The following is a 26901-nucleotide window of genomic DNA, read 5'->3' as shown; positions in this document are numbered from 1 at the left end:
GAAAGACAGATGATCACATATCGCATGGAAAAAGATTCTCTCGGTGAAGTCAAGGTGCCCGCCCAGGCCTACTGGTCTGCTCAAACGCAGCGGGCGATTTACAATTCCCCTATCAGCGGACTGAAGCAATATCCGGCGTTTATCTGGGCTATGGCGCTCATTAAACGAGCGGCAGCCGAAGTCAACGAAGATTTGGGTTTATTTGCCGACAAAAATATGGGCGACAAGGTGGTTTCCGGCACGGACATGGCCCAGGCCATTAGGCAGGCGGCCGATGAAGTGATAAACGGCCGTTTCCCCGATCAGTTCGTAGTAGACCCTATTCAAGCCGGCGCTGGCACCAGCCACAACATGAACATCAACGAAGTCATCGCCAATCGGGCCAACGAGATACTGGGTTATCCATTGGATGCGCCGCACAAACCGATTCACCCGAACGACCACGTCAACATGGCTCAATCCACCAATGACACCATCCCTACCGCCATTCGCCTGGGTTGTCTCTGGCGGTTGTCGGAGTTGCAGCAAACGTTGGCTAATCTGGCGCTGAGTTTGGAGGAAAAAGCAATTGAATTTGATGACGTTGTCAAAAGCGGCCGTACTCATTTGCAAGATGCCGTACCGGTGCGCCTGGGCCAGGAATTTGGGGCGTATGCGCGCTCTGTGCGCCGCAATAGCGAAAAAATCGAGTCCGCTGCTGTCGGTTTGCGCCGCCTGGGCATTGGGGGCACCGCCACCGGCACCGGACTCAACGCCGATCCCAATTATCATCGGCGCATGGTAGCAGTGCTGCAACGCCTAAGCGGCTTGGAACTGCACGAATCTGACAATTTATTCGAGAGTATGCAGAGTATGGCCGACCCCGTCCATTTTAGCGGCGCTTTGCGCACCCTGGCCCAAGACCTGATTCGTATCGCCAACGACATTCGTCTGCTGGCTTCCGGGCCTAGCACCGGCCTGGATGAAATACGCCTGCCGGCCGTACAGCCCGGCTCTTCCATCATGCCGGGGAAAGTCAATCCCGTGATGGCGGAAATGCTCAACATGGCCATGTTTCAGGTGATTGGCAATGATTTGACGGTGATGATGGCGGGTCAGGCCGGACAATTAGAGTTGAATGTGATGATGCCCATCATTGGCTACAACCTCTACCAAAGCATGGATATTACGATCAATGCCAGTCGTGTTTTCCAGGAAAAATGCGTGGTGGGGATAGTAGCGAACCGCAAAAAAGCGGAGGGTTGGTTGGCGCTAAATGCCATTCTGGTTACGGCGCTCAATCCGGTTATAGGGTATGAAAAAGGAGCGGAAATTGCCAAGGAAGCGATGGCTACCAATCGAACGGTGCGCGAGGTGGTGTTAGAGAAGGGATATTTAACTGCTGAGGAAGCCGACCGGCTGTTAGATGCGCGGGCATTAACTTAAAAAAAGGTATCCAAATTATGTCTTTACCAATAACAAGTTTCTTCCGCCAAATCCATATGGGGAGTTTTTGCATATTCCCTATAAAAACAAACTCCCTATCTGAAGATTTATACAGCCAGGTTCAAACTGGACTGCTGCTGAATTTTTAAGATTGATGCCGCCTCGTGCCGGTTATTTACATCTAACTTCTTCAGAATGTTATGGACATGATTTTTCACCGTACCGCATTCTATAAAAAGCCGGTTGGCGATTTCCTGATTTGTCAGACCTTTATCTAGCAGGCGCAGCACTTCTTCTTCACGGGAAGTCAATTCATCCAATTGGGTTTCTCGTGCTTCCATGTAACCGTAAGGTGTATCTAATTTCGCCAGACAACTCAACCGTTTCATCAGGGCAGCCGCCACAGAAGGCGAGATAATCGCTTTTTCTTGATGCGCTGCCTGTAATTTTTTTACCGTGTCCTCAATGGACTCGTTTTGCAAAATATAACCAGATGCGCCCGCTTCGATATAACTTAGAATGGACTCGGGGCGCTCATCCACGCCCAATACCAGGGTTTTTGCCTGCGGATGAGTCATGCTGATGTCGGCCAACAGGTCAATGGCGGTTGCATTACCCATTTCTGTGCCTAATATCACCACATTGCCATGCGGCAGGAGAAAATGAAGCTCTTCTGCGGTCGTGGCGCACCCCACCACATATACATCCTTTTCATTATCCAGAGTAGTCCGCAATGAATCACACACTAAGCGGGAGGGATGAGCAAGCAAAATACGGATCATTTTAAGTCTCCTTTCTTTTTCATGGATAAGATTGTGTCTTCAATGGATTTTGTTTTTACAGGATATGACACGGGGTCATACTTGACTTATGTTTGTAGTATGAAGGAAAACGGCCGTTTGCTCTATGGGGAGAGCACCTACTATCTGATAAGGGATTACCCTACCTTGGGGCTAAAATAGGGGTAAAAAGGGGTTTGGCTGGTAAGAAAAGGTAGCGGGTAACGCTTGCTACAAGAACTTGCTACAAGAAGAGTTCGCCTTTGGTGGCGGCCCGGATGGCAGGAACAAGCTCCTGGTTTGCCTGCTGTTTCAAGATGAACCCTGAAGCGCCATTTTTGCGGGCTTGCTGCAACAGGACACTGTTATAGTGCATGGAAAGCATGATAACCCGCGCGGAAATATCCAAAGCCTGGATTTTCCCGGCGGCTTGGATACCGTCTAATTCTGGCATGGAGATATCCATGACAATCACGTCAGGCTCTGTCGTTTTAGCCAACTGGACTGCCTTACGGCCGTTTTCGGCTGTCCCTATCACCTGCATATCTGGTTCCAACGACAGCAGGGCCATGATGCTTTTACGCACCATCTCATGATCATCAATGACTAAAATTCGAATTACAGATTTTGACATAACAATAGAAAATTTTCCTTCGTAACAAAAGAAGGCCGCCTATCACCTGGCTTCTTTATCAAGATATTATTCCATAGATAGCCTGCGCGCCGTATAGGGGAAAACCCTACTATAGGCAAAACAACCTCTTAACGCATCAAAATATCAGCCCTTGTTTGATAGCTTCGCGAATCAGGGAAGCCAGATCATTTACCTGTAACTTCGACATGACATTAGCCCGGTGTTTCTCCACTGTCTTGACGCTGATGCTCATGATATCGGCCATATCGTTGTTGGTATGGCCTTCCGCTACCAGTTGCAGCACTTCACGTTCACGAGGGGTCAGCAAATCGGCCATCCGTTCTGCGGAAGGATCCGAAGGGGACAGCAGCATGGTCATCACCGTATCAGAGATTGTGGGACTGAGGAACAATTTGCCTTGACTGACCGAGCGCACGGCCAGCAGCAGTTCTTCGGTGACGGCATCTTTGAGCAGATAGCCCTTTACGCCCCGGCGCAAAAGCTGCTGAATCATGGTGGTGTCGGCGTGCATGGAAAGGATGATGATCTGCGTGGGCAGATTCATATCCAGAATCCGTTCGGCAGCTTGCGCGCCGTCTAAACGCGGCATGGACAGATCCATGACCACCACCTCTGGTTTGTGTATTTCCGTTAATTGGATGGCTTCTTCGCCGGTAGCGGCTTCGGCAACAACCTGCACATCGCCGCTTTGCTCTAACAAGGCGCGAACACCCTGGCGTACCAGATTGTGATCTTCAGCAATGATGACATGAATCATGTTTCCTCCGCCATAAAGGGCACAACGGCCGTTAACCGGCTGCCTTGTCCTGGTATGGATTCGATGTGTAAACGGCCGTTTACCATTTCCAGGCGTTCTATCATCCCTACCAATCCAGCTCCTTGTGTTGGCAGCGACTCTTCAATATCAGGCGGCGAAAAACCCTCGCCATTATCTTCAACCAGCAAAATGATCATATCCAACTCCAGGTTTAACGTCACTTTCATCCATGTCGCCTGAGCATGTTTGGCCGCATTGGTCAGCGCCTCTTGGGCAAAGCGATACAACGACAAAGCCGGCAGCGCCGCCAGATTGGGCAGATCAATCCCTGTATAAGTCACTTGTAGCGTTGTATGTGTCTGAAAATCATGACAAAGACCGGCGAGGGCGGCATCCAGACCATATGCATCCAGGCCAGGTGGACGCAAATTGTGCGCCAGCAGCCGCAAATTATTCATCGTCTTATCCACAAGAGAAAGCACATCACCCAGGTTCTCCTTGATCTCCATCATCTCTGGCGGCAGCAGAGAACGGAGCAAATCCAGGCTGATTTTGAGAGAGGTCAACGATTGTCCCGACTCGTCATGCAGCTCACGCGCGATGCGGGCGCGTTCCTTTTCCTGGGCTTCTACGACGCGCCGCGCCATGTGGCGCATTCGTTCACGCTGCTTCTCCGCTTTCTGGCGAGCCTTCTGTTGGGCCGCATAAAGCCGCGCGTTCTCAATAGCCATGCCGGCTTGTATGCCAAAGATCGTCAATAAGCGTTCATCATCGGTGGTAAAGGCAGACGGCGTGGCGCACTGCACGCTGATGGTGCCGATGCGACTTTGGCGGCTTTCCACGGGAGCCACCAGCAATGAATGGGCATTGATGCTGGCGTCTATCGTTAAACGCCGTGGATCGGTCTGCATATCAGCGATATTGATCACGCCGCCATGGGTTATCACCTCACCCGCGATACCTTTCCCTAAGTCCATCAAGTGTGCCGCGGCGGCGACCTCGATCCCGGCGCTGGCAGCTAATTCCAGGGTGTTTGTTTTGGTTTGCAGCAGATGAATGACGGCCCAATCGGCCTCAGGGATGATGCTTTGCACCTTGTTGACAATGAGTTGCAGGAGTTCGTCCAGGTCTAACGTTTCGATTAAGGCATTGCTGATGGTGGTTATGGCGTCACTTTCCATTAAGCGGCGCTGCAATTGTTCATACTGGTGGGCGTTGCCAATGGCGATGGCGGTCCAGGACGCCACCGTTTCTAGCAACTGCATATCCTCCTCATCAAAAGTATCTATCTCTTGATGAATCGCCTCTAATACGCCTATTGCTTTATCCTGCCAGCGCACGGGAGCGGCGATGATCGTTTGTGGCCGATAGTCAGTCAGTCCTTCCAGTATGGGCGATAACTGGCGGATACAAGCTTCTCCTTTCACCAGAAGAGGCTGGCCACGCCGCCATACTTCACCGGCTATGCCAGAGCCGGAAGGCAAACACACGCCGCGCATATCAGGGATATTTTCCTGATCCATGGCGACTATTTCGAGCATATTTTCCTTATGCAAAAATAGGATAAGCGCCTCGGCCTTGATTAACGGCCGTCCCAGTGACAACACCCGCTCATAAATCAATTCTAAATCTAGCGTGGCCGAAACTGTCTGCCCAATTTCCATTAAGGCCGATAGGGTGCGCACGGTCTGCGCCAGGGTTAGCTCCGTCTCTTTGAGTTCGGTCATGTCCTGGGCTGTGCCATACAGTTTGACAATGCGGCCCGCATGATCATAAATGGGATGGCCTCGCGCATGAAGCACACGCATGGAGCCGTCAGAGCGGATAATACGGTGGAAATGGTCAAAGGAACGGCCGTTTTGGTAGGCGCTGGCTACTTTTTGTTGCGTATACGCCACATCGTCAGGATGAATCCAGGCCAGGAAATCTTGATAGGTGATCTGGGGGGTGTCTGGAGACAGCCCATAAATACGGTAGAGTTCAGGCGACCAGGAAACTTTGTCGCGCACGATATCCCATTCCCAATGACCGATGTGGGCCGTCCTCTGCGCTTCGGCTAATTGGGTTTCACTGTTGCGTAACCGCGCCAGGGTCTTCTGACGCCGCATTGCCAAGCCCAACAAAGCGCCCACATGCGTGATGACAGCGATGATGTCCTCGTCAGGCGCGACTGCTTCGGGGGAGAAAAATTCAAGAACGGCCGTTACCCGCCCCTCCACTATCACCGGAAAAGCAAAATAGGCGCGAATGCCCCCCTCTTCAACCGGCAGCTTTCGCCTAAACATCGTTTCAGTATGGACATCCAAAATGGAAATAGCTTTGCCGCTTTCCCAAACCCGTCCCAAAGTACCTTGCCCGCGTTGGAACTGCGTGGCTTCGCTCAACTGGCGGAAAGAGGAAAATACAACCGGGTCCACCATATGCCAGATACGGCTGGAAACAAGCTCGTCAGTGGCCTCTGACCAGACATAGACATGCCCTAAAGGCCAGCGCATAAAGCGACAAATGTAAGCAAGAACATCGGTGAAGGCGGCATCAACGCTTTCTGCCTGGTTGACGGCGAGAGAAATAGCTTGCAGCAGCATCAGGCGGTGCTTGTCGGATGGGGGCGTGATTGCTTCGGATAGATTGGTTTCTTCTGTCATCTACTTCCTTTTTCCTGTGAACAGATCGTCAAACACTATCCAATAAATATGTTTTCAGAAAGAGAGGATGAGGGCCGGCTGCGGAGGCTATCTCATTGAAAAATGACGGTGACAAACATTTTATCTTGTTTGCTGGCTGGAGAAAAGGCAAAATGCTGCCCTCCGTTTTCTGACGCTGTCGTCAGCCTGGCGTGACAAATTCATGCCCGATTCTGGTAGTTGACCCATAGGATAGTTTCCAGGTTAGCCCTGTAGAAATAGGGTGATTTCTGAACTAAAGGTAGGGATTCCCCCGTAACGCAAGGTTAGGGCCATCACGCAGGCTTGCGTTATTTGTGACTTGAATTCCCATCGAGGCTCCTTGTTTTTAGGTATAGCCAATCTGTATCTTGACTCTATACCTGGTCATATGGAATCTACTTTCTACTTTACATATGATTAAAAAGTAGAATCGAAACTTTTTTATCGTATTTGCAATAGGAGGCAAACATGTTAGTTAATATCGTTTTATGGATTATCTTGGGTGGTGTTGCTGGTTGGATTGCCAGCATGATGATGGGGCGCGACGGCCAAATGGGCGCTCTGGCTAATATCATTGTAGGTATTGTTGGCGCGGTCATTGGTGGGTTCCTGGCTGGCTTGTTAGGTCTTCCAGGTACGACAGGGTTCAATATTTGGACGCTGTTGGTAGCGACCGGCGGCGCTATAGTCCTGCTCTTCCTTGCCGGTCTTCTTCGTCGGGGCATCTAAGTTTCATTGCAGCCCTACGTAAAATACCTCCATACACATCAGTACGGGGGTATTTTTTTGTCACGCAGAAAAGTGTTTTTGCCGCCATTCTGTTTTACTGGCCCGGTTCGGACTGGGCCGCCAGATGTTAAGGAGTAACCGCCATGAAGCATGTGGAGGTTCCTGATATTCCGGCGCGTCAATTGGTGTTGTGGACGTTGACAGGCTGAAGATGGACAAATCCCGCTCGAATTAACAAACCTGACACAAAGATTGGCCCATCTATTGTCCTCTTCTCGTCATGTCAAACCGGAACTTGTCAGTGAGTAAGCGAGAAGTGGACACAACGGCTCAAGATGCGCCGGGGTCTATACCTTCATCTATATCTCTTTTTTATACCATGTCTATTCATCACAACGGCCGTTTCCCATAAAATATAGCGACGGAACGTTCCTGTTCTGTTCATGGATACGATTTATCAAGAGGTCAAAATGACTGACAAATCAACAAATCTCGCCAAAAGAAACCGGCCGATAATTGATCGGCAAAACTGCCTGGTGGATAAAGTTATCTTACTCGTTGGAAACGATATGACTGTTATGCAATCTATCATCATCCAACTCGCCCAAAAGGGAGCTGATGTGGCGCTCATTTGCCCAAAAGTACCCCACGAAACCTTACGCAATGTGAGAGAAAGTGTGGAATCTGTAGGGCGGCGATTGTTGGTCATAGAGGAATCAGACCGCAATCCCACCTCGGCAGAGGGGGTAATTCGAACTGTCATCTGGCAAATGGGTCGCCTCGATATTTTTATAGACCTATCGGCGTTCAAAAGAAAATTGTCCACATTGGAAAGTGAAAAGGGACAAATCAAAGAATGGGTTCCCTCGAACTGGTCGCTCATGCAGGCAGCCCTGCAAGAGATTGCTCACGCATAAATCGTAGGTATCATCGATATTCTTCCTACTAAAGCAGGTTCACTTGATCGGGATTAAAGTGACCCCAGGCACCTATCGAAAAATTGTCCCTACCTGAGTATTGGTTTGGTCAATTTTCACCGGACGGCCGTTATCTTGCCTTGGTTGACCAAAATGACACACTCAATGTTTATGGTTTCCACAATGCTACGCTTGTTGCCACAGACCAAGTTGGCGGTTATCTGGATCCTTTTAATACATCTTCAATTATCTGGAATCGAACAAGCCATGTATTAGCCTATGTTAGTTTTCGCGAAGAGGTAGATGCCTGGATTTTGCGTACTGTGGCAGTGGATGGAGAGACAAAGGATTATGAAAATTTCTTTAGTCCCGCATTTAGTGCAGATGGTTTGCAAATGGCAGTTCGTTTAGGGGGAGATGAGCCAAAAAATCTGATTTTCAATTTGCAGTCAGGTGAAACAATCCCCATCCAGTTTCGTTTTAGTCAATTTTCCGCAGCGGACCCGGTCTTTTGGCTTGATTTGAACGACGGTGAATAGGGCTGTCGATTGCAGAGGGTTTTCGTTTTTTGTATAGACGTTAATAATTGTGCCTCGGACTGGTAAATTCAGGTGTCTCGGTTATGTTCTGGCTTTTGCGGTTTTCTTTTCATAGCGGGAGCATTGGCCTAGATGAAAGCTATTCAGCGTTTGGCAATGGGGAACGGCCGTCCGGTAAAACAAAAGTGGTAGACGTGAAACGCCACCGGCTGTTGTAGGTTTTGCGAAATGAAGCGATGTTGGGTAGGAACGGCCGGTTTGGATAGCAAAAGTGGTGGATGGGAAGCGGCCGTCATTCGTTAAAAATCGTGGGCAAACGCCAGCGCCAAAACCAGCCAGGTCATGAGTAGTTGCTTCGGCAAAGGCGTTGGAAGTTGTTGCTCAGAAAGAGAAGAAGTCTTAACAACCCTTCCTGAGAAACTTCCGTTTTGTGGCCTGGGAAGCCAAAAATGGCTCGAAAAACGTGTTGTGGAGGTAGATTTTTGGTTTTTGGACGGCAGAGAATGACCAAATGAGCGGCAACAATGTTATATAGGTACAGCAAAGCTAACCTCCGTTGAATAAAATGGACGTTGATAACCGAAAACAGAACTTGAACTAAATCCAAGTCAGAAAGAAATCGGTCAACTCTAAGCTGTGACCACACCAACCCGCTCCCAACGTAAGAGTAATTTCCTGAACAGGGTCACGCGATGCGTGCCGCTAATGGTGAAAACACCGGGGAGCGAGAACCATGTTCCAGTGCGGGTTCCCGGAAGAGGGCTTCCATGACACCAAAGAATTGTACGGTCTTATTTTTGGTGTGGTACGGAGAGGATACCTGATTTGGGGATGTAGGCAAGGAAGTTTCTCTGGTGGGGGAATGCCCCGCCAGGCATGGGAGGTTCCAGTTGACGCTGGCGCGATGCCTCGGACGGCTGGCGTTTTGGTGAATGGCAAAGGTCTTGGTCAACCGCGCCAGCGCAACTGAAGGCGGCGTTCGCAATCAAAGGTGAGATGATCCCGCCTTGCGGCGAGCCTTCAGTGGTAGGAAATAACGTCTCGCCGTCCAACACGCCAGCCTTAAGCCCGGCGCGAACGGCTCTCTGCATCGCAGGGTAGGTTTGCAGCTTGGCTAACACAGCCGAATGCGATATTTTGTCGAAACAGGCAGCAATGTCTGCCTCCAGCACGTATTTTGCCTGGAGGCAGATGTTTTTGAAGATGGCTTCTATCGCATCGTGGGCGGAACGTCCTGGTCGGAAACCGTAACTGTTTGGTTCAAAGCGTGCTTCCCATTCCGGTTCAAGGGCCAGTCTGGCTAATGCCTGTTCAGCACGGTTGGCAATGGTGGGAATGCCTAACGGCCGTTTCTCCACTTTTCCCGGTTTGGCATCCAAACCCGCCGTATAGGACAAGCTGTCTGGGATAGTTGCAACGTTTGCGCCAATCTTAACCGTTCTGGGGGGTCACTTTACCCATACCAAATCCACATCGTCTGGTTACGCATTGCAAACCTCCTCTAGTTAGTTTTGGGATTCTGATTTCAACTTATGTGGGTGAAGCGTTTTTTGTATCAAGTTACGGATACCATTCACCAAAACGGTTAGTACCACTCATATAGACCTGAGAATTGGGGACGCTTTTACCGTCCTGAGAATATTTTTTGAGAGTGAGAGATTTAAATTCGCCACGGCTAACCGCATCATTGGGGGTGCCAGGACCAGCCAAAAGATAGCTGATTGTGCCCAAGGCTTTGTTCAACGGCCGTTATCGACTCATCCACCAGGTCGGCCAGTTTCGGAATTCAGCCCTGTTCTAGCACCACAAGCTCATCCGCATCCCAGCCATTATCGCCGCCACGAGTAAACACTTTAAAACGGCCGCTAGAGGCCAGATGCTACTTATTGACCTTTTCCAGTCCAAACTGCTACAATGATTTCTGTCATGGGGGGTTGGAGTCGGCGCTTGTCGTGCATCCCCAGGGCTTAAATTCCAAATAGAAAATTCTCGCCAAATGTGGCTGAGTTCAACTCAGGATTATGGAGCGGCTCCGAAGACTCCGCGCCCCATAAATCCTTACTTCGTTACATGAAGCGGAATCCGCAGCACCTGCTGTTTCGCTGCCGAAAATGAGCGTACCATGTGTCCCATGTGCGTTTCATCGGGCCGTTGAGAGTGTATTTGCCGCTGTTGCGGCGTTGAAAGGAGACACGGGGACAACGACACGAAGGGGCGTGGAAGTTAGGCAACATGATTCGAGCAATTCTGTGCCTCCTTCGTGAAACTTCGTGTCACAAACTAAAAGGAGCTAAGTCATGAATATGCAGCAGTTAGAGAAGCAAGTAGTGCATCGGCTGGCAGGATGGGTTGGGGCCTTGTCCACGGCCGTTCTACTCATTGTCCTCGTTTTAGGGGTGTTGGCTGATCCCGGCGAGGTGTATGTATCGAGTACGACAGGTAGTGATGGTGATGGGTGCGGTACGGCCGTTTCTCCCTGCCAGACCATTCAATACACGCTGGACAACCGCGCCAATCCAGGCGACGTCTTGCTGATTGCCGCCGGAACGTACACGGAAAACGTCGGTATCCAGATGAGTGTAACGTTGCAGGGTGGCTATAACCCCATCGGTTGGAGCCGCGACGTGGCTCTTTACGAGACCATCCTGGATGGTTCGGCTGTTCAGCCGGTGGTGGGGGATTGGGACGGCCGTCATGTGAAAAAAGCCCTCCGTTCTGTGGGACGGCAGCCAGTACCGCATGTGGTATGACGGCGTCAATTTGCTGTACGACGTGGAAGTAGGCGAAGCGACCTCGGCCGATGGACAGACGTGGCAGCGTAATCCCAACAACCCGGTTTTAACCAATCAAAACGCACCCTGGAACGACCCTGCCTCTGAACGCAGCCCCTTTGTCCTGGGAGCAACCGGGGCTTTTACCATGTATTTTGAGGCGGCGACCGATGGCGTGCGCTCTCTGTATCGGGCGACCAGCGCCGACGGAACTGCCTGGACAGTGAACCCGGCGACCCCCATTCTTACGCCAACGGCCAACAGCTATGATGAAAATTTTGTCGGGCATGGATCCGTGCTGGTGGAAAATGGCGTGCATCGGCTGTGGTATCATGCCGGGGGCAACCAGGGGTATGTCATCGCCTATGCCGAATCGGACGATGGCGTTGCTGATTGGGACAAAATCGGCACGGCCGTTGTGCCGCAGCCGGGCGACTGGTATGAATGGGCCGTGTGGGGGCCTTCGGTTGTTGTAGATGGCGGTGGGGATCATTGGCTCTTCTTCACCGGCGTGGGACCGGCGTACCCGGCCTCCATTGGCGCCTTTACCAGCAACGATGGCGGCCAGACGTGGACGGCTGTTGGCAGCCAACCCCTCATCACCGGCGGCAACCAATTGGCCGACCCCCATGTTATCTACGCCGGCGGCCTCTTCAAGATGTGGTTCTCCAACAACGACGACGGCGCCATCTACTATACTCAATCGGCCAACGGCCAAACCTGGACAGACCCGCAAGCTGTTTTCTATTCGGGCGACCTGGGCAGATTTGGACTGCCGGTTGTAGACATATTCAACCACGACGCCGAGGTGGTGTTGGATGGCCTGACCATCACCAACGGTTATGGGGAGGAGGCCGGCGGTGTGCGAGCTGGGGATGCCACCCTCGCCATTCGCAATTGTCTGATCCACCACAACACGGCTGATGGTTCGCCCGACAGTTGGGGCGGCGGCGGGATCATTGCCCAAGGGAATCTAACCGTCAGCGACAGCCTCGTCATCCACAATTTGGCTCGCCAGGGCGCGGGCGGCATCCGCGTGGGCGAGGGGGCGCTGCACCTGAGCAACAGCCTCATCGCCGACAACCTGGGAGACGCCGGACTGCATTTGAATGGCACGGCCGTGATCACCAATGTCACCATCGCCAACAATGCTCCGGGCACTGACCGCCCCGGCATCAACTTTAACCCGCAAACCGGCCTGGACTTGTACGTCACCAACAGCATCCTCTTTGGCAACGCCGGGGGATCCATCCATATCCCGGACGCCAATGACGCCCACATCAGCTATTCGGCCGTAGAAGGCGGCTGGCCCGGCGCAGGTAACATCAGCGATAACCCGCAGTTTGTGGATGCGGTTCAAGGCGATTATCGCTTGCAGTTCGGCTCTTCGGCGATAGACACCGGCGCGAACACCGGCGCGCCGCTGTATGATCTGCTTGGCGTTTTGCGCCCGCAAGATGGGGATTTGGACGGTACGGCCGTCGCCGATATGGGCGCCTATGAGTGGCTGCCCTATCAAGTTTATCTGCCGGCAATTGTAAAGTAAGCGTACAAAAGGCACGTTACCCATTGAGCGAGACCTGTGACCCGGAAACGGGGCGCAATTGATCACCAGTGTACAAATAGGGTGTTTTTGTATATCTCACCCAAAAAGTATATTTCAAAATTCCTTCTCGAGTAAAAATGATCGCAAACAATCATATTAATAGACCGTATCTACTTTAGCCTACTCGACTGAGATACGCTGAAATATACCTTTTGGGTGGGATATGCAAAAACACCCATGCTGCCGCATCAAGCGTGCCACCCGGTTCACGCTGCACGGTATTTCGTCTTTCATCTCGTGGTAAATGCGCGGGCTAACGTAACAACCACGATTCGCTTCATGAGCCGTTTTGATTTTGTCTAGCAGTTGTTGACTGACCATCTCCCTCAATTTGTCTCTTGTGTGTGTCCACTTTTTTGGGGAAACCCCAGCGGCAGGCTGACGGTAAAGAGGGAGCCAACGCCGAGTTTGCTTTCAGCCCACACACGGCCGTGATGGGCCTCCACCACCCCTTTCACAATCGCCAAACCCAAACCAGAGCCGCCGGTATCGCGTGCCCGTGAGGGGTCGGCGCGGTAGAAACGGTCGAAAACGTAGGGCAAATGTTCGGGCGCGATGCCGGCGCCTGTGTCGCCTACACTGACAAGCAGTTCGTCTCCCGACTGCCAGACAGTGACGGTCAATTGCCCGCCGGGGTCACTGTATTTGATGGCGTTGCCGAGCAGATTGCGGAACACCTGCCCCATGCGCCGGACATCCAGTTCGATGAGGGGGAGATTATCCGGTAGGTGGGTGGTCAATGTCAGATGGCGGCCGACGAGTTGGGGAGTAACGGCCGTTACCGCCCCCATCACCACGTCAACCAACGAGACTGGCTGCACATCCAAATGAAGCTGCCCCGCTTCCGCCAGTGATAGTTCTTGTAGGTCGGCAATCAACTTATCCAACAACATCACCTCGTCATGCAGGGAGTTGATCACGTCTGGCGTGGGTTCCAGTAGGCCATCTTGCACAGCTTCCAGGTGACCGCGCACGGCCGTAAGCGGCGTCAGCAGTTCATGCGCCACATCGGCGGCCAAATGACGGCGCAGTTCCGACTGATGCGCCAGATCCGCCGCCATCTGGTTGAACGATTGCCCCAATTCGGCCAGTTCATCCTTGCCCTGCACCGCCACACGAACGCTCAGATCACCCTGTCCCATTTGCCGGGTGGCTGTGGTGAGTGTCTGTACGGGGCGCAAAATGCGCCGGGCCGTGACCCAACTGAGCAGCACGGCCACCAGCAGCGAGACGCCCAGAGCCGCCACAAAGGCGCGATTGACGAGTTGGATGAAGGCGCTCTGGCTAGCAAACGTGTCTACCAACACATCGGGCGGCGATACAACGATGTAAGCCAACTCTTGGGGTGTGGTGACTGACAGGGAGATAGCCTCGCCGCTCGCCAGGTGGGATTCATCATCAGGCAGCAGATCCACCACAGACGTTTGACTGCTAATGCCCACATCGGCGCTGTTGGGCATGGAAATATTTGCTTCTACCAGTTGGTTGTTTCCCGGCGCGGAAAAGAAGTGGACGGTGCTGGCTTCGCCATTGGGCGCATCTTGTCTGAGAGCCAGACCCACAGGAGGGAGGGAAACGGCCGTTACCCTCTGCCCCACCTGCTTCACATCAGAAGCGGACACAATCACCCCTACCGTATCGTACACATAGGCTCGAATGCCATACACCTGGGCAACTTTGGCCGTCAGGCTATCCAGTTCCGCCAACGAGCCGGATAGAATGGGCGCTTCAAACAGTTGCGCCGTCTGGTTCAGGGTGATCATCTGGTCACGAGCCACATACGCCCCAAACTGGCGGCGCGTCTGTTGCATGGCAACCATGACCACAATCGCCAACGCGATCACGGCGACACTGATGAGGGTGAGGAAAAGGCGGGTTTGTAATTTGTGGCGCATATCTTTTTCCGGTAATAATCGGAACTCTGGAAGAGCTGCTTTACAATTTTCGGCATGGCTAAAAAAGCCAAAGTTGTCCTTTACAAATCAGTCGGCGAATCGTCATTCCTTCGGCGTTGCTCAGGACAGGTCTGAGCGGAGTCTGCGGGCCTGAGCGTAGCCGAACGGGGAAGAATCCCTCCGGCTCTGGTCATGCAATTCATAGGGGATGCTTCGCTCCGAAGACTTCGCTCAGCATGACACTTCTCATTTGTAAAGGATATTTTCACAATCTTGAACCACACCCAATTTTCTGACCACCAGCCACCAGCCATCGGCCACCGATTACCGATTACCCTCTTCCACCCGATACCCCTGCCCATATACCGTCTGCACATAAATGGGGTGGGCGGGGTCAGGCTCTATTTTGCGGCGCAGGTTCATGATGTGTGTATCAATGGTGCGTTCCAGGCTGGCGGCGTCGTAGCCAAACAGTTCGTCTAGCAGGTTTTGGCGGGAGTAAACGCGGCCCGGGTTTTGGGCCATGAAAGCCAGCAGGTTAAACTCCGCCGGGGTCAGGGGAAGAATGCGGCCATTTTGTCTTGCTTCTCGCCGCACATAATCTACCACCAACTCGCCAAGCTGCACCTGCTCCGGCTGGCTAGACTGCGCCTTTTGCAGCCGCCGCAGCACCACCCGCACCCGCGCCACCAATTCGCGTGGGCTAAATGGTTTGGTCACATAATCGTCCGCGCCCAGTTCCAGGCCAATCAGTTTGTCATCTTCCGTGCGCCGGGCGGTGAGCATGATGATGGGCGGCCCACCTTCTTGGGTGAGCAGCCGCAGTACATCCAGCCCATCTACCTTCGGCAGCATCAAATCCAAAATGATCAGATCGGGTTGTTTTTGCCGGGCTATTTCCAGCGCCTGCAACCCATCGTAGGCGGTGAACACCTGATACCGTTCCTGTTCCAGGTACAGCTTCACCAGGTTCACAATCTTCACATCGTCGTCTACTACCAATATCTTTTGCGGCATCATCGGAATCTTAACGGAAAGGAAGTCAAAGGCAAAGGGGACGGGGGCAATAGTTAAACAAGTTGGGGAAGAAGTTCAACTTCTCAGAAGAAGTTGAACTTCTAAACAAGCTCCAAACAAATTCTGTTCCTTATCGCTGGGATAGCCGCATGAGAATGACATCGGCTACGATTTGGTCGCCAGACCGCTCACCCCATACGTCCACGAAGGTGTTTTCCACCAGCATGTCCAGGTTTTCCACTTCCTCTAATTTTTGTTCCACGGCCGTTTGGCCCAAAGTGTACTCCGTTCTATCTATGTACAATCTGGTTTTGTTTGTCACCAAGACATTCTGTTTGATGCCGTCGTAGCTAAACTCCGGCACGGCGTTGGGTTCAGTGGAAATCATAGCCATGACATTGCCTGTCCCAATGGTCAGGGTGTCATCGGTGCGGCCAACAAACAGCCCTTTTGTTTCCGGCGCTCTGGCGGGCAGTTCGGCAGCCATCTCCATAAGTGGGGCCGGGATGCTTTGGGCGACACTGCCATTTTGCAACGTGATGGACTGGGCAACATCGGATAAGGGTACTGCACCCTCAGCTTGAGCCATGAGGTTGCCGCCCATAAAGGCTGCGGCCAATAGCAGCATTAATACGAAAGCTCCGCCAATGAATAAACCTGTACGGTTGTTTTTCTTGCTGATTGTTTCTTCGGTCATTTCAATTTCTCCTAGAGTTTGTTTGTATGACGGCTTAAAAGATTTGCCTGTCATGTTTTGAAAGTATTATAGGTAAGCGGTTGTCAAGATTTGATGGAGATTGTGTGGGCTTTGGGTCGGGTTTAAGGAACTGCCTTATTCGTAGCGTAACGCATCTATCGGCTTCAAATGCGCCGCCCGCACGGCCGGGTACAGGCCAAAAACCACCCCGGTCAGCAGAGCCACGCCAAAGGCCAGGGGGATGCTGTTTGGCTGCAACAGCGCCGGACTGCCGTTTAACTGCGCCGCCAAAGGAATGACCAGAATGCCAACGGCCGTACCCAACAACCCGCCCAGCGCACTAATCAACATCGCCTCCAGCAAAAAGTGCAGAATAAGGTCGCGCCGCCGCGCCCCAATCGCCATACGCACCCCAATTTCTCGTGTGCGCTCGGTCACACTCACCAGCATCACGTTCATAATGCCGATGCCGCCCACCACCAACGAGACAGTCGCCATGGCCGCCAGCAGCAGGGAAAAAGTACGAGCCGCTTCCAATTTGGCCCCCAACACATCCTGGCGGGTGGTCATATAGAAGTCATCGGTATAGTTGTCCGCGCCGTCTAGGATGATGCCGTGGCGCTGGCGCAAGTAGGTGGAGATTTGCTCTTTGGCCGTTTCCATCTGTGTCTCGTCGCGCACATGCGCCGCAATGCTCACGGCTGGCTCTTCGGCAAACAAGTGGGTCACGGCCGTGCTAATCGGCAGATAAAGCCCTTCATTGATATTGGTACGGCCATACCGCTCCTGCGGATCGGTGGATTCTAATTCGCGCAGCACCCCAATGACCTGGCACCGCTGGCGGTTTAACCAGATGGTCTCGCCCACCGGGTCATCCCCGGCAAAGAGGTCAAGCGCGGTTTTATGGGCCAACACGCATACCTCCGCGCCACCAGCCACTTCGGCGGGGGTGAAGAAACGGCCGTTTGCCAAAAACGCCTCATTCGTCAGGGGTTGACCATCCGGCCAGCCCAGCGGCTGCGTCTGATTCTTTTGCGCCAGACCCGGCAGCGCATCGGCCATGGCGCCTGTCGCGGTGATGTCGGCCACATAACGGCCGTTGCGCGCCTTGCCATACCCCGTCACGGTCATCTCTACCCGGTCAACCAGGGGCACGTTGGCTGCCATTTCCAGACCATCGGCGAAGGAGAGCAGCTTGCCTTTCGGCTTCATTTCGCCATCTTCCAACGTCTGTTCCATGCCAATTTCAATTTCGTCCGAACCGAGAAAGCGGAAGCTGGACTCCACCTCCCGGCGGGCGCCGTTGCCTAAAGCCAGCATGGCGATCACCGAAGCCACGCCGATGATAATGCCCGTCATGGTCAGGGCGGAGCGCAGTTTATTGCTGGTAATGCCTTGTACGGCCGTGCGAATCATGTTGAGCCACGTCATCTCATTCTTCTCCCTTGAAAATGGGAGCGCGGACGTCCCGTCCGCCCTGGCAGGCGAGACGCCTGCGCTCCCAGGGCTTTCATTGCATCACCCCATCCATCATTTGCAACACCCGCCCGGCGCGACTGGCAACAGAGGGATCGTGGGTAACGACGAGGATGGTACGGCCGTTCGCCGCCAGATTGAGCAGCAAATCCAACACCTCCGCGCCAGTGCGGCTGTCCAGATTGCCGGTCGGTTCATCGGCCAGAATGATGGCCGGGTCTGTCACCAGAGCGCGAGCGACGGCCACCCGCTGCTGCTGCCCGCCCGACATCTCGGCCGGGCGATGGTGGGCACGGTCGGCCAGCCCCACCGTGCGCAGCGCGGCCGTGGCTTTCTGGCTGGCGTCTTTCACCCGGCCACGATAAAGCAGGGGCAGCATGACGTTTTCTAAAGCCGTAATGCGGGGCAATAGATTAAATTTTTGGAAGACAAAACCAATGTGTTGGTTCCGCACTTCCGCCTGCTCATCGGCCGACAGGCGGCTCACATCGCGGTTTTGCAGGAGATAACGGCCGTCAGACGGCCGGTCTAAACAGCCCAACAGGTGCATGAGCGTAGATTTGCCACTGCCCGAAGGCCCCGTCAGGGCCACAAATTCACCTGCCGCCACCTGAAAGGTAACGTCGCGCAGGGCGTGAACTTCGTTATGGCCCATCGTGTACGTCTTTTGCAGATTCTCGACTTGAATGATGCTTGTCATTTTCGGTAAGCCCTTTGCCCTTTATTGGCCTAATACCATCTCTCCCTCTGTCAAGCCAGAGAGGATTTCTACATACGTGTCACCACGCAGGCCAACCTGTACCGGGCGCGATTCCGCCACACCGTTGTGCCACACCTGCACCGTTGCCGTATCATCACTGCCCGCCCGAATCAAGGTGCGGGGCAGCCGCAGCACATCTTCCTGCCGCTGGATGATGATGATGGCGTCGGCCGTCATGCCCGGCAGCAGCATCTCCGGCAGCTCATCCACGCTGATATACACCGCATAAAGCGGGCGCTCTGTGCTCGTGCGCTGGGGCACAATGCGGCTAACCGTGCCGGTAATCGTGCTGTCGGGTGCGGCGTCGAAGTAGAGTTCGACACGCTGCCCCACACGTACCAGGGGCAAATCTTCCTCAATGACCGAGGCCAGCACCTCACCCTGCCGCACATCGGCCAGAAGTAACAGCATTTGCCCTGCGCCTACATTTTCGCCCACGCGCACCCCCACTTCCAGCACCACGCCCGCAAACGGGGCAGTGATGGTGGTCGCGTCCAGACCGGCCTGCGCCTTGTCCACGTCCCATTGCAGTAAGGGATCTACGCCATTGGTGCGTAACGCATCCAATTCGGCCTGCGCTTTGGCGACGCCAATTTCGGCCCCGTTGACGCTCTGGCTGTTCGCCCAACTTTGGTTTTGCACGCTGGTCAACTCCGCCTGAGCGATAGACAGGTTATCCTGGGCCATTTGCACCTGCCGGGGGGCGGCTTCGCGCTCCGCTTTGAGCATGTCGGCGCGGTAAGGGTCATTGAGTTCCCAGTCACGCCCCGGATCAAACGCTTTGTTGTAGGCAGCCAGGGCATCGGTGAGGGCCTCTTGGGCCTGCTGCACCCTGATTTGGGCGGCTGTCAGGCTGGGATAACCCGCCTGCGCCGAGGCGACGCCGGTTTCGGCGCTCTGCACGGCCAATTCCGCGTTGGCAATCTGGCGCGCCAACTCCTCTTGAGCGAGTGAAAGTTTTAGTTGGGCGAGGGAGAGGGCTTCTTCATACGGCCGTCGGTCAATCTGCGCCAACACGTCGCCGGCCTTCACCCTATCACCCGGCCGAGCGTGCAATTCCGCGATTGTGCCGCCCACGCCAGCGGGCAATATCTGTTCTTTGACGCTGGCTAACTGCCCGGGGGCGATGATGGTTTCTTCTACAGTGCCGCGCTCGACAGGTATGGTGGGAGGTGGGGTGAGTGTGGGATCGGTAACGGCCGTATCGCCGGAACCGAGCCTGGCCTGTAGCTGCGCCATCAGGTCAGTCGCCTGGCCGTTGGATCCGGAATACCCTACGTACCCCGCCCCCAGGACAAGGAGGAGGAGGAGCATGATGCCCGTTGTTTTGAGTGATCCATTCATGTGTGTTCCTTATATTTGCCGATGGCCGGTGGGGAGTAGGACTCGCTTACGGCCGTTTTGTATTCTGGCATAAGGATACGCACCAATTGTCAAGATGTGATGGAGATTCTGTTGGGGTTGTATCGGCTCGATCTGCTCCCCGATTCCGAAAGTAAACTCGGACTTAAGGTCCGTAAATTTATTACTTCTCGCACTTGCTCAGCTTTCTATGACCAGGGTGCGGGAACTTATTTTTATGGACCCAAGACCCGAATCAACTCTCCTTGTTGGGGGTTTTTTACACAACCCCTCAAAATTGGCAACTTCCCGTTTGCCTCACGCCGCTTTGCGAAGATGCTCTGTTCACAGTCCGGTTTCCCCTTCTGCTAACTTCGTTCGGCTTGTAAGTTTTTGACATCTCCTTACAGAATCCTCTGGATTCAATTCAATCTCGCCGTTTCACGGCGCACTGCCTAAAGCCTCGAAAAGGTTCAATTCAAGCTAATCACCGGAGGTAGAGACTCTAAAATCAAAATCCGAAAACTAGAGGATTTGGCCGGGTTGCAAGAGTCGCCACCAGAGGTGGGATTTGTGAGAAAATCTGGATTGAACTATTTTGAGCGGTTGGGGCCAAAACCCCTTTTGCGATTGTTAGTGGAAAGCATTGTCCTTGAGGATGAGACGGTTACAATTAAACACATCATCTTACTGATGAAAAGTGTCGATTATTATCGAGCGACTTATTACGAATTTACCTCTATTATTATGGACGATAACACGAAAAGTTATGTAGCCCAATGGCTCGATCTGCTGGAAAAGCAGCACCGGCAAACGTATGCGGTGCTGGCAGGGATTTCAGAGGAAAAGTTGTGGGCACGCCCAGCACCGGGCGAATGGTCGATCGGGGAGATTCTGGACCATACGCGAGTGCTGAACCGCTCCTTTCGGCGGCTGATCGCGGTGGCGTGGCCGCTGCTGCGCCCCTGGAGCCGCTTGCGCCGCGCCCGACCATGGCTTGCCAATATTGATGATGTCTATGCTCGGCCAAACTTTCCGATGAGCGTGGGATGGTTGTGGCCGCCCCGCCACAAGCCGGGTAGTGGGGTGACGCTGGCGCAACTGGAGGCAGAATCATCAGCCGAATACCGAAAAATCCGCGCCTGGTACAGCAATAAGGAGGAAGACATGCTGGGGAATACGTATTTCTACGACCCGGTGATCGGCTGGCTCAATCTGGTGCAGGTGTTGCGCGTGGCGGCCTGGCACGACGATCTGCATTTCCGGGATGTGGGCAAGATGCGTAATGAGTGACGCTAATACAATACAACGTCGCGGGATGGTTCATTTTGACGGAGAATCAGGTTTACCCTTTTGAAATAGACAAAAATCTATATGTGGGTGTTAAAGTGCTGTTTTTGCGCAAAAACCAGAGAGATCTTCCTGTTCGGGCGCAAAATGGCGCGACCAGGTAAGAACACGGTTTTTATGCGTATTGGACCCTATGACGGCCGTTAAGATGCACGCCAACGAAGTCCACACCGACGCGCAGCTCGTGCGCCGGCTGCTGGAGGCGCAGTTTCCGCAATGGGCCAACTTGCCCCTCACGCCGGTCCCTTCGACCGGCACCGACAATGCCCTCTACCGCCTCGGCAGCGATATGGTGGTGCGTTTGCCGCGCATTGATTGGGCCGTCGGGCAGGCGGAGAAAGAGCGGCGCTGGCTGCCCCGGCTGGCGCCCTACCTGCCACTGGCCGTTCCGGAGCAGCTGGCGCTGGGCGAACCGGGCGCAGGTTATCCCTGGTCCTGGTCCATCTATCGCTGGCTGCCGGGCGAGAGCGCTACGCTGGAACGGCTGGACGACCCCTGCCAGGCGGCCGCCCAACTGGCCCAATTTATCACCGCACTGTGGCAGGTTGACACCACGGGCGGACTCCCGGCCGCCGAACATAATTTGCGCGGCGCGCCCCTGACGCTGCGAGACGGGCCAACCCGCCAGGCGATTGCCGCGTTGGCCGGCGTCGTGGATACCCAGGCCGCTACGGCCATATGGGAAGCCGCCCTGGAAGCCCCGGAATGGGAGCGGGAGCCGGTCTGGTTTCATGGCGACCTACTTTGCGGGAATGTGCTGGTTGAGCAAGGCCGTCTGAGCGCGGTGATTGACTTTGGCGGTCTGGCCGTGGGCGACCCGGCCTGCGACTTGATGATCGCCTGGAGCCTCTTCTCCGGCGCGAGTCGAGAAGTGTTTCGGGCGGAAACGGCCGTCGATGAGGCGACTTGGTTACGCGGCCAGGGACACGCCCTGTCTCAGGCAGCGATTTTTATCCCCTACTACTGGCAGACAAACCCCAGCGGCGTCAAAAGCGCCCGACGGATGATCACGGAGCTTCTTGTTGCAGTTGGTGCGAGCGGTTGAATGTAAAGTTTAGAGGACATCCGGTCACATGAAAGGGGACTGCTGGCGAATTGTCTCGTCGCTCCGAAAATCACAAAAATCAGCTGCTTCAAGCTCAAAAAACGATCAAAATTTGTTTGTTTTATCACCGATTTTTGACCTGTTTTGAATTCGCCAGCAGTATAATGAAACAGGTCATATTGGGGGCTTTAGACTTCGCCAGGATCCGCAAGCGCCTCTCTAAGGGTCCGTAAATTTATTACCTCCCGCACTTGCTCAACTTTATATGACCAGGGTGCGGGAGCTTTTTTTATATGGACCCTTAAGCCGTTCCAGGTGGCAAATTCGGGCAAATTGGCAGCTTTCCACATCTTAGCCAATTTGAAGTCTCTGTGGGCGCGTGAAATCAAAGGTTAGCTTCTGGTTCTATAGCTCTCGTGACGACAACCAGGAAACTTGCCTTTAATGTGCCGTTGAGAGTTGACAGTTTTCTGACTCTAACTGGCGGAGTCTAGCGCCCCAAATATGACCACGCTCATCTGGCCGGGTGTCTAATCTTTGATGATGTTCTTGCTAATTGTGCAACCATTTAGCTTGTAAGCGCTCAAATAGCCTTCTACCCGCCAGCCCACCGCGAAAACGCGGGCCAATCCACCGCCAGGCAAGGAATGTCGTTTTCAATGCGCTCCCGTCGACCGCGCATAAATTGCGCCGTCCAGGGATGTGCCTCTATGCCTTCCAGCCCCACATCCCGCAAGAGGACGGCGTAGAGATCAATCTCGCGCAGCTTCATGAAGAAGGGGATTTCCTCCAGCCAGCGGCCGTCCAGCGCATTCTCTTCACAATAGCCTCGCCAGAACTGGGGCCAAAACATCTGCGCAAAGGTGGCCGCGTCCTCCCGGTTGACGATGGCGTAAAAGAGAACCATCGCCAAATCGTAGGCAAAATGGCCGTAAACGCAGTCGTCAAAATCAAAGAGGGTGATCCGGCCGTTTTCATCCACAAACAAGTTGCCGGTGTGGGCGTCCTGGTGAATCATGCCGTAACCGTCCGGCGTTCGCGGCAGCGCCAGCAGATGGTCAAAAACAGCGCGGTACCGCTCCGCCACCGCGCTCTCTTCCTGCGACAAGGCGGCGTAAACGTCGTTGTTAATTGGGTCGTCCCACTGCGGTCGGCGCCAGGCAGGGTTACTCGGTCGGTACATTTTGCTGAGAGCGTGGATGCGGCCAAGCAGACGGCCGTAAGCCAGGTTAAACGCCTCCGTCCAGCCCCCCATCTGCCAGACCGGCCCACCCGCCGCTTTGACAAAGGCAGTCGCCAGGAAATGGCCGCCCGCCCCATCGGCGATCAGTTCCACCAATTCGCCATTCTCCGAAAGCGTCGCTTGCGCCACGCCCGCGCCGCGCGCCGCCAGATAATTGATCCAATCCACCTCAGCCCGTACCAGGTCGGGCGAACGGCGGTGGTTGTGACCGAGGCGCAGAATATAGTCCGCGCCATGGTGACGAAAGGCGTAGATAAAGCTCTCAAAACCGTCCAACAAGGTTATATCGTCGGGGGCGACGCCGTATCGCCGCCGCGCCTCTTCCAGGATGCCTGGACTGTATCTGTCTCTAATGATCTGTTCCATCGCTCGTTTCTCACTTTACTACGCCAACTGCCCGTGCCGGAAACAATCTACCGTATGGTCGTTGACCATGCCCACCGCTTGCATGAAGGCCTAGCAGATAGTCAGGCCGACAAAGTTGAAGCCCCGCCTGCGCCCCTTTGAGAATGAGCGCATTTCAAACAGGCGGTGGTCATCGTGGATGTTGACGCCCCACTCTTCGTCATGGTAGGCAATATCTGATTCTAACGCATTTTGTGTAAACGCATGAATCAAACGATCTTCACTATTGGCAGCGGCAAATAAATTTTATCTGTAAATTACCAGAGCCATCCAGAGGTAGTGGCTGAAATACACAAAATCCGTTAGGACCAGAAAAATTCTCTGCTGCTGCCGGCGACTGGTGGACCACTAAATATTGCCCGCTGATAGATAAACGTCATCTGTTTTTGCGGCGTTTTCGCAATGTTTCAGGAAGTCGTATGCTTTTTTTAGGTCAATGCCAGGTTTTTGTTGGTTATTATCGTTCGGCTTATGGCGAATTTACCCCTGGTCGCAATGTTTTTTGGTTTTGTGTATGATTGCCGGGAGTTGGTGATTCGCTTTGGAACGTACGTCGGGGATGGTCCTCGTTTAGCCCAAGTAGGAAGATGGCTTGCGCCACGCCCCGAAGTCACCAAGAAAAATCTTTGAAATTTTCGCCTTAGCGTGAGCATTTGGATCAAACGAAGACCAACGCCGAAATGGCTGTTGGCAACGGCCATTTCGGCGTTGGCAACCCCAAATACGCCAGGCCCCACAGGAAAAACCGAGGAGGTCGAATGAGCGAGAAACCCACTCTGGAAGAAACCGCGAACTGGCAGCGCCGCCTGGCAAGTCAGGCAAACAATCGTGCCTGGAGCCTGTCGGAATCGCGTGTGCGGACGCCGGAAGAGGACGATGAAATGCTTCAGGCTGCACATACGGCAATGTATCTCTGGACGGCCGTTGGTAACGAAAAAGCGCAGGCTCATGCAGCGCAGTTGGTAGCTCATGTCTATGCACTGCTGGGCATGGGCAGCGAGGCGAGCCGCTACCAAACCAGGTCGCAGCCCATCTTCTTTGGCGAAGGGACGCCGCTGTGGGAAGTTGCCCTGGCACATGCGGTGGCCGCTAACGTGGCGGCGGTCAACAAGGATACCACGGCGCACAACCAACATTACCGGAAAGCCATTGCCCTGGTTGCCGCGCTCCCCGACCCTGAGGACCGCCAGATTTTGGAAGCAACGCTGAACGTCGTTCCTCTGCCTGACGCTTTTGTTTAAAAAGAATGATTGACCCCCGCTACCTCAACGTCCTTCGCAGAATCGTCGCCTCCCTGCAAGATTGCCACTGCCCCTGGGTCATCACCGGCAGTTTGGGTATGGCCCTCCAAGGCATGGTGATTGCAGTAAACGATATTGACATCCAGACTGATCGGGATGGCGCATTTGAGATTGAAAGCCGTTTGTCCGCCACCATTGCTGAGCCTGTGCGCTACCTGGTTTCTGCACGGATACGCTCTTACCTGGGTCGGCTGGAAATGGATGGCATCCAGGTAGAGATCATGGGCGACATCGCCAAGCGGCTGGACGACCGGACGTGGGAAGCGCCCATCCAGGTGGCGCAACACCGGCGCTGGCTGGCAATGGATGGGTTGCAAATCCCCGTTCTGTCGTTGATCTACGAGTATGAAGCGTATCTAAAGCTGGGCCGCATGGAAAAAGCAGACATGATTCGGCAATTTTTACAGCAGAACAGATTGGGACAGGTATAATCATGAGCCAACCAGTTATAGATCCGTTGCAAAGGTCTGCCCGGTTAAAACAAGAAGCTGACTTTATCCTGCAAGCGGTCAACCTGTACCCGATTTTGCAACCTTACGGCCGTATCACCCCCACCGGCAGCTACTATCTCGGCGTCATGATTTATCCGGACATTGATCTCTACCTGTCGCCGGTCTCAATCGAGGCGTTATTTGCAATTGGCAGCCAACTGGCGGCCTGCGACCTGGTCTTCCAGGTTGTCTTCGAGAAGTCGCAGACAACCCGACTGCCCGGCGGCCTCTACCTGAAACCGCGAATCGCTTATGGGGAGTGGGGACGGCCGTGGAAAATTGACATCTGGTCCCTGGCAGACGAGGTAATCGACCGGCAAATGGCCGAGATACACCGCTTCAAACAAGCCATGACACCCGAAATCCGAGAGCGAATCATCCGCTACAAACACGCCATCCTGACCGCCAGCCAGCGAACGCCGATGTACAGCGGCTACCACATCTGTAAAGCGTTCATTGACGAAGGCTTGACTGATTTCCAGGCGGTTACAGCCTACCTGATTGGGCAGGGCATTCGGATGAGTTGATACGCCAGGAGTCATCATAGGCGACCTTGAAGCGCAGGCAAACAATGTACCGTTTACAAATGCTGGAAGCAATCGCCCAGCGCATCGCGCAAATCAAACGGCCGCATCCGCTGCGCGTGGCCATTGACGGTGTGGACGCGGCGGGGAAGACAACGCTTGCCGATGAACTTGTGGCGCCGCTGCAAAGCCGCGGCTTGCCTGTAATCCGGGCTTCCATTGACGGCTTTCACAATCCCGCTCGCTGGCGGCGCCGGCGCGGCGCGTTATCCCCTGAAGGCTACTATCACGACTCCTTCAATTATCAGGCGCTCATCACATTGTTGTTGGCCCCCATGGGACCCGGCGGCTCGCGCCGCTACTGCCCCGCGTTTTTTGACTACCGCACTGAATCAGAAACGCAACTGCCCCGGCAGATTGCGCCAGACAATGCGATACTACTGTTTGACGGAGTCTTCCTGCTTCGACCCGAATTGGTCAATTGCTGGGATTATTCAATTTTTGTCCACGCC

At 53.9% G+C, this 26901-nt stretch carries 25 protein-coding genes and 2 pseudogenes; 11 read left to right on the top strand and 16 right to left on the bottom strand.

Annotation, left to right across the window (positions count from 1 at the left end; genetic code table 11):
• Positions 1–9: 9 nt before the first annotated feature.
• Complete coding sequence (locus IPM39_10680; GenBank protein MBK8986529.1) at positions 10–1425, top strand: aspartate ammonia-lyase; 1416 nt, start codon at positions 10–12, stop codon at positions 1423–1425.
• A 107-nt stretch (positions 1426–1532) separates the two neighbouring features.
• Here the strand turns inward: IPM39_10680 and IPM39_10675 are convergent, their stop codons facing one another.
• The 4 genes from IPM39_10675 to IPM39_10660 all read right to left on the bottom strand — a co-directional run bounded on the left by IPM39_10675 (position 1533) and on the right by IPM39_10660 (position 6261).
• Complete coding sequence (locus tag IPM39_10675) at positions 1533–2207, bottom strand: response regulator transcription factor (protein MBK8986528.1); 675 nt, start codon at positions 2205–2207, stop codon at positions 1533–1535.
• Between the two features lie 241 nt (positions 2208–2448).
• On the bottom strand, positions 2449–2838 hold the full coding sequence (locus tag IPM39_10670) for a response regulator transcription factor (GenBank protein ID MBK8986527.1): 390 nt from the start codon (positions 2836–2838) through the stop codon (positions 2449–2451).
• 136 nt (positions 2839–2974) lie between these two features.
• Entirely contained in the window at positions 2975–3616 is a 642-nt protein-coding gene (locus tag IPM39_10665) for a response regulator transcription factor (protein ID MBK8986526.1), read from the bottom strand.
• Positions 3613–6261, bottom strand: a complete 2649-nt coding sequence (locus IPM39_10660) for a GAF domain-containing protein (protein MBK8986525.1) — start codon at positions 6259–6261, stop codon at positions 3613–3615. The genes IPM39_10665 and IPM39_10660 overlap by 4 nt, the downstream gene beginning before the upstream one ends.
• Positions 6262–6750: 489 nt before the next feature.
• On the opposite strand from IPM39_10660, the gene IPM39_10655 reads away from it, so the two are divergent.
• From IPM39_10655 to IPM39_10645, 3 genes are all read left to right on the top strand, one after another.
• Positions 6751–7011, top strand: a complete 261-nt coding sequence (locus IPM39_10655) for a GlsB/YeaQ/YmgE family stress response membrane protein (GenBank protein ID MBK8986524.1) — start codon at positions 6751–6753, stop codon at positions 7009–7011.
• 470 nt (positions 7012–7481) lie between these two features.
• Positions 7482–7928 (top strand): hypothetical protein, encoded by a 447-nt coding sequence (locus tag IPM39_10650; protein ID MBK8986523.1) that lies wholly within the window; start codon positions 7482–7484, stop codon positions 7926–7928.
• Positions 7929–8011: 83 nt separating this feature from the next.
• Positions 8012–8467 (top strand): hypothetical protein, encoded by a 456-nt coding sequence (locus tag IPM39_10645; protein ID MBK8986522.1) that lies wholly within the window; start codon positions 8012–8014, stop codon positions 8465–8467.
• Between the two features lie 143 nt (positions 8468–8610).
• On the opposite strand, the gene IPM39_10640 is transcribed toward IPM39_10645, so the two are convergent.
• Positions 8611–8763 (bottom strand): hypothetical protein, encoded by a 153-nt coding sequence (locus tag IPM39_10640; protein ID MBK8986521.1) that lies wholly within the window; start codon positions 8761–8763, stop codon positions 8611–8613.
• A 495-nt stretch (positions 8764–9258) separates the two neighbouring features.
• Positions 9259–9842 (bottom strand): annotated as a pseudogene (locus tag IPM39_10635) (group II intron reverse transcriptase domain-containing protein).
• 922 nt (positions 9843–10764) lie between these two features.
• On the opposite strand from IPM39_10635, the gene IPM39_10630 reads away from it, so the two are divergent.
• Complete coding sequence (locus tag IPM39_10630) at positions 10765–11217, top strand: hypothetical protein (GenBank protein MBK8986520.1); 453 nt, start codon at positions 10765–10767, stop codon at positions 11215–11217.
• Positions 11207–12784, top strand: coding sequence for a hypothetical protein (locus IPM39_10625; GenBank protein ID MBK8986519.1), 1578 nt, complete (start codon positions 11207–11209; stop codon positions 12782–12784). Before IPM39_10630 ends, IPM39_10625 begins: the two co-directional genes overlap by 11 nt.
• 180 nt (positions 12785–12964) lie before the next feature.
• Here the strand turns inward: IPM39_10625 and IPM39_10620 are convergent, their stop codons facing one another.
• From IPM39_10620 to IPM39_10590, 7 genes are all read right to left on the bottom strand, one after another.
• On the bottom strand, positions 12965–13165 hold the full coding sequence (locus tag IPM39_10620) for a transposase (protein ID MBK8986518.1): 201 nt from the start codon (positions 13163–13165) through the stop codon (positions 12965–12967).
• Positions 13166–13170: 5 nt separating this feature from the next.
• Positions 13171–14739 carry a HAMP domain-containing protein gene (locus tag IPM39_10615; GenBank protein ID MBK8986517.1) on the bottom strand — a complete coding sequence of 523 codons (1569 nt, stop codon included), beginning with the start codon at positions 14737–14739 and terminating at the stop codon, positions 13171–13173.
• A 324-nt stretch (positions 14740–15063) separates the two neighbouring features.
• The gene (locus IPM39_10610; protein ID MBK8986516.1) at positions 15064–15756 is read right to left on the bottom strand and encodes a response regulator transcription factor; all 693 of its coding nucleotides are present in this window, start codon (positions 15754–15756) and stop codon (positions 15064–15066) included.
• Positions 15757–15886: 130 nt separating this feature from the next.
• Entirely contained in the window at positions 15887–16453 is a 567-nt protein-coding gene (locus IPM39_10605) for a hypothetical protein (GenBank protein ID MBK8986515.1), read from the bottom strand.
• Between the two features lie 135 nt (positions 16454–16588).
• A complete protein-coding gene (locus IPM39_10600) occupies positions 16589–17884 on the bottom strand; it encodes an ABC transporter permease (protein MBK8986514.1) in 1296 nt (431 codons plus the stop codon).
• A gap of 79 nt (positions 17885–17963) precedes the next feature.
• Complete coding sequence (locus IPM39_10595) at positions 17964–18629, bottom strand: ABC transporter ATP-binding protein (protein ID MBK8986513.1); 666 nt, start codon at positions 18627–18629, stop codon at positions 17964–17966.
• A gap of 21 nt (positions 18630–18650) precedes the next feature.
• Positions 18651–20033, bottom strand: coding sequence for an efflux RND transporter periplasmic adaptor subunit (locus IPM39_10590; GenBank protein MBK8986512.1), 1383 nt, complete (start codon positions 20031–20033; stop codon positions 18651–18653).
• Between the two features lie 570 nt (positions 20034–20603).
• Here IPM39_10590 and IPM39_10585 point away from each other — a divergent pair.
• Complete coding sequence (locus IPM39_10585) at positions 20604–21323, top strand: DinB family protein (GenBank protein ID MBK8986511.1); 720 nt, start codon at positions 20604–20606, stop codon at positions 21321–21323.
• 190 nt (positions 21324–21513) lie between these two features.
• Complete coding sequence (locus tag IPM39_10580; GenBank protein MBK8986510.1) at positions 21514–22425, top strand: aminoglycoside phosphotransferase family protein; 912 nt, start codon at positions 21514–21516, stop codon at positions 22423–22425.
• 595 nt (positions 22426–23020) lie between these two features.
• Here IPM39_10580 and IPM39_10575 read toward each other — a convergent pair.
• The gene (locus tag IPM39_10575; GenBank protein MBK8986509.1) at positions 23021–24034 is read right to left on the bottom strand and encodes a phosphotransferase; all 1014 of its coding nucleotides are present in this window, start codon (positions 24032–24034) and stop codon (positions 23021–23023) included.
• Between the two features lie 18 nt (positions 24035–24052).
• Positions 24053–24187 (bottom strand): annotated as a pseudogene (locus tag IPM39_10570) (DNA-3-methyladenine glycosylase I).
• A gap of 644 nt (positions 24188–24831) precedes the next feature.
• On the opposite strand from IPM39_10570, the gene IPM39_10565 reads away from it, so the two are divergent.
• Genes IPM39_10565 through IPM39_10555 form a run of 3 tightly spaced genes read left to right on the top strand, consistent with a single transcriptional unit; the run spans position 24832 to position 26392 of the window.
• Positions 24832–25314, top strand: a complete 483-nt coding sequence (locus IPM39_10565; protein ID MBK8986508.1) for a hypothetical protein — start codon at positions 24832–24834, stop codon at positions 25312–25314.
• 5 nt (positions 25315–25319) lie between these two features.
• Positions 25320–25805 carry a hypothetical protein gene (locus tag IPM39_10560; protein ID MBK8986507.1) on the top strand — a complete coding sequence of 162 codons (486 nt, stop codon included), beginning with the start codon at positions 25320–25322 and terminating at the stop codon, positions 25803–25805.
• Between the two features lie 2 nt (positions 25806–25807).
• Positions 25808–26392, top strand: a complete 585-nt coding sequence (locus IPM39_10555) for a hypothetical protein (GenBank protein MBK8986506.1) — start codon at positions 25808–25810, stop codon at positions 26390–26392.
• Positions 26393–26445: 53 nt separating this feature from the next.
• On the opposite strand, the gene IPM39_10550 is transcribed toward IPM39_10555, so the two are convergent.
• A complete protein-coding gene (locus IPM39_10550; GenBank protein MBK8986505.1) occupies positions 26446–26622 on the bottom strand; it encodes a hypothetical protein in 177 nt (58 codons plus the stop codon).
• Between the last annotated feature and the right edge of the window lie 279 nt (positions 26623–26901).

The sequence above is a fragment of the Candidatus Leptovillus gracilis genome (genome assembly GCA_016716065.1).
In the GTDB taxonomy this organism is placed as follows: domain Bacteria; phylum Chloroflexota; class Anaerolineae; order Promineifilales; family Promineifilaceae; genus Leptovillus; species Leptovillus gracilis.
Note: the sequence above shows the minus strand (reverse complement) of the source record. Positions and strands in the feature narration are given on the sequence as shown.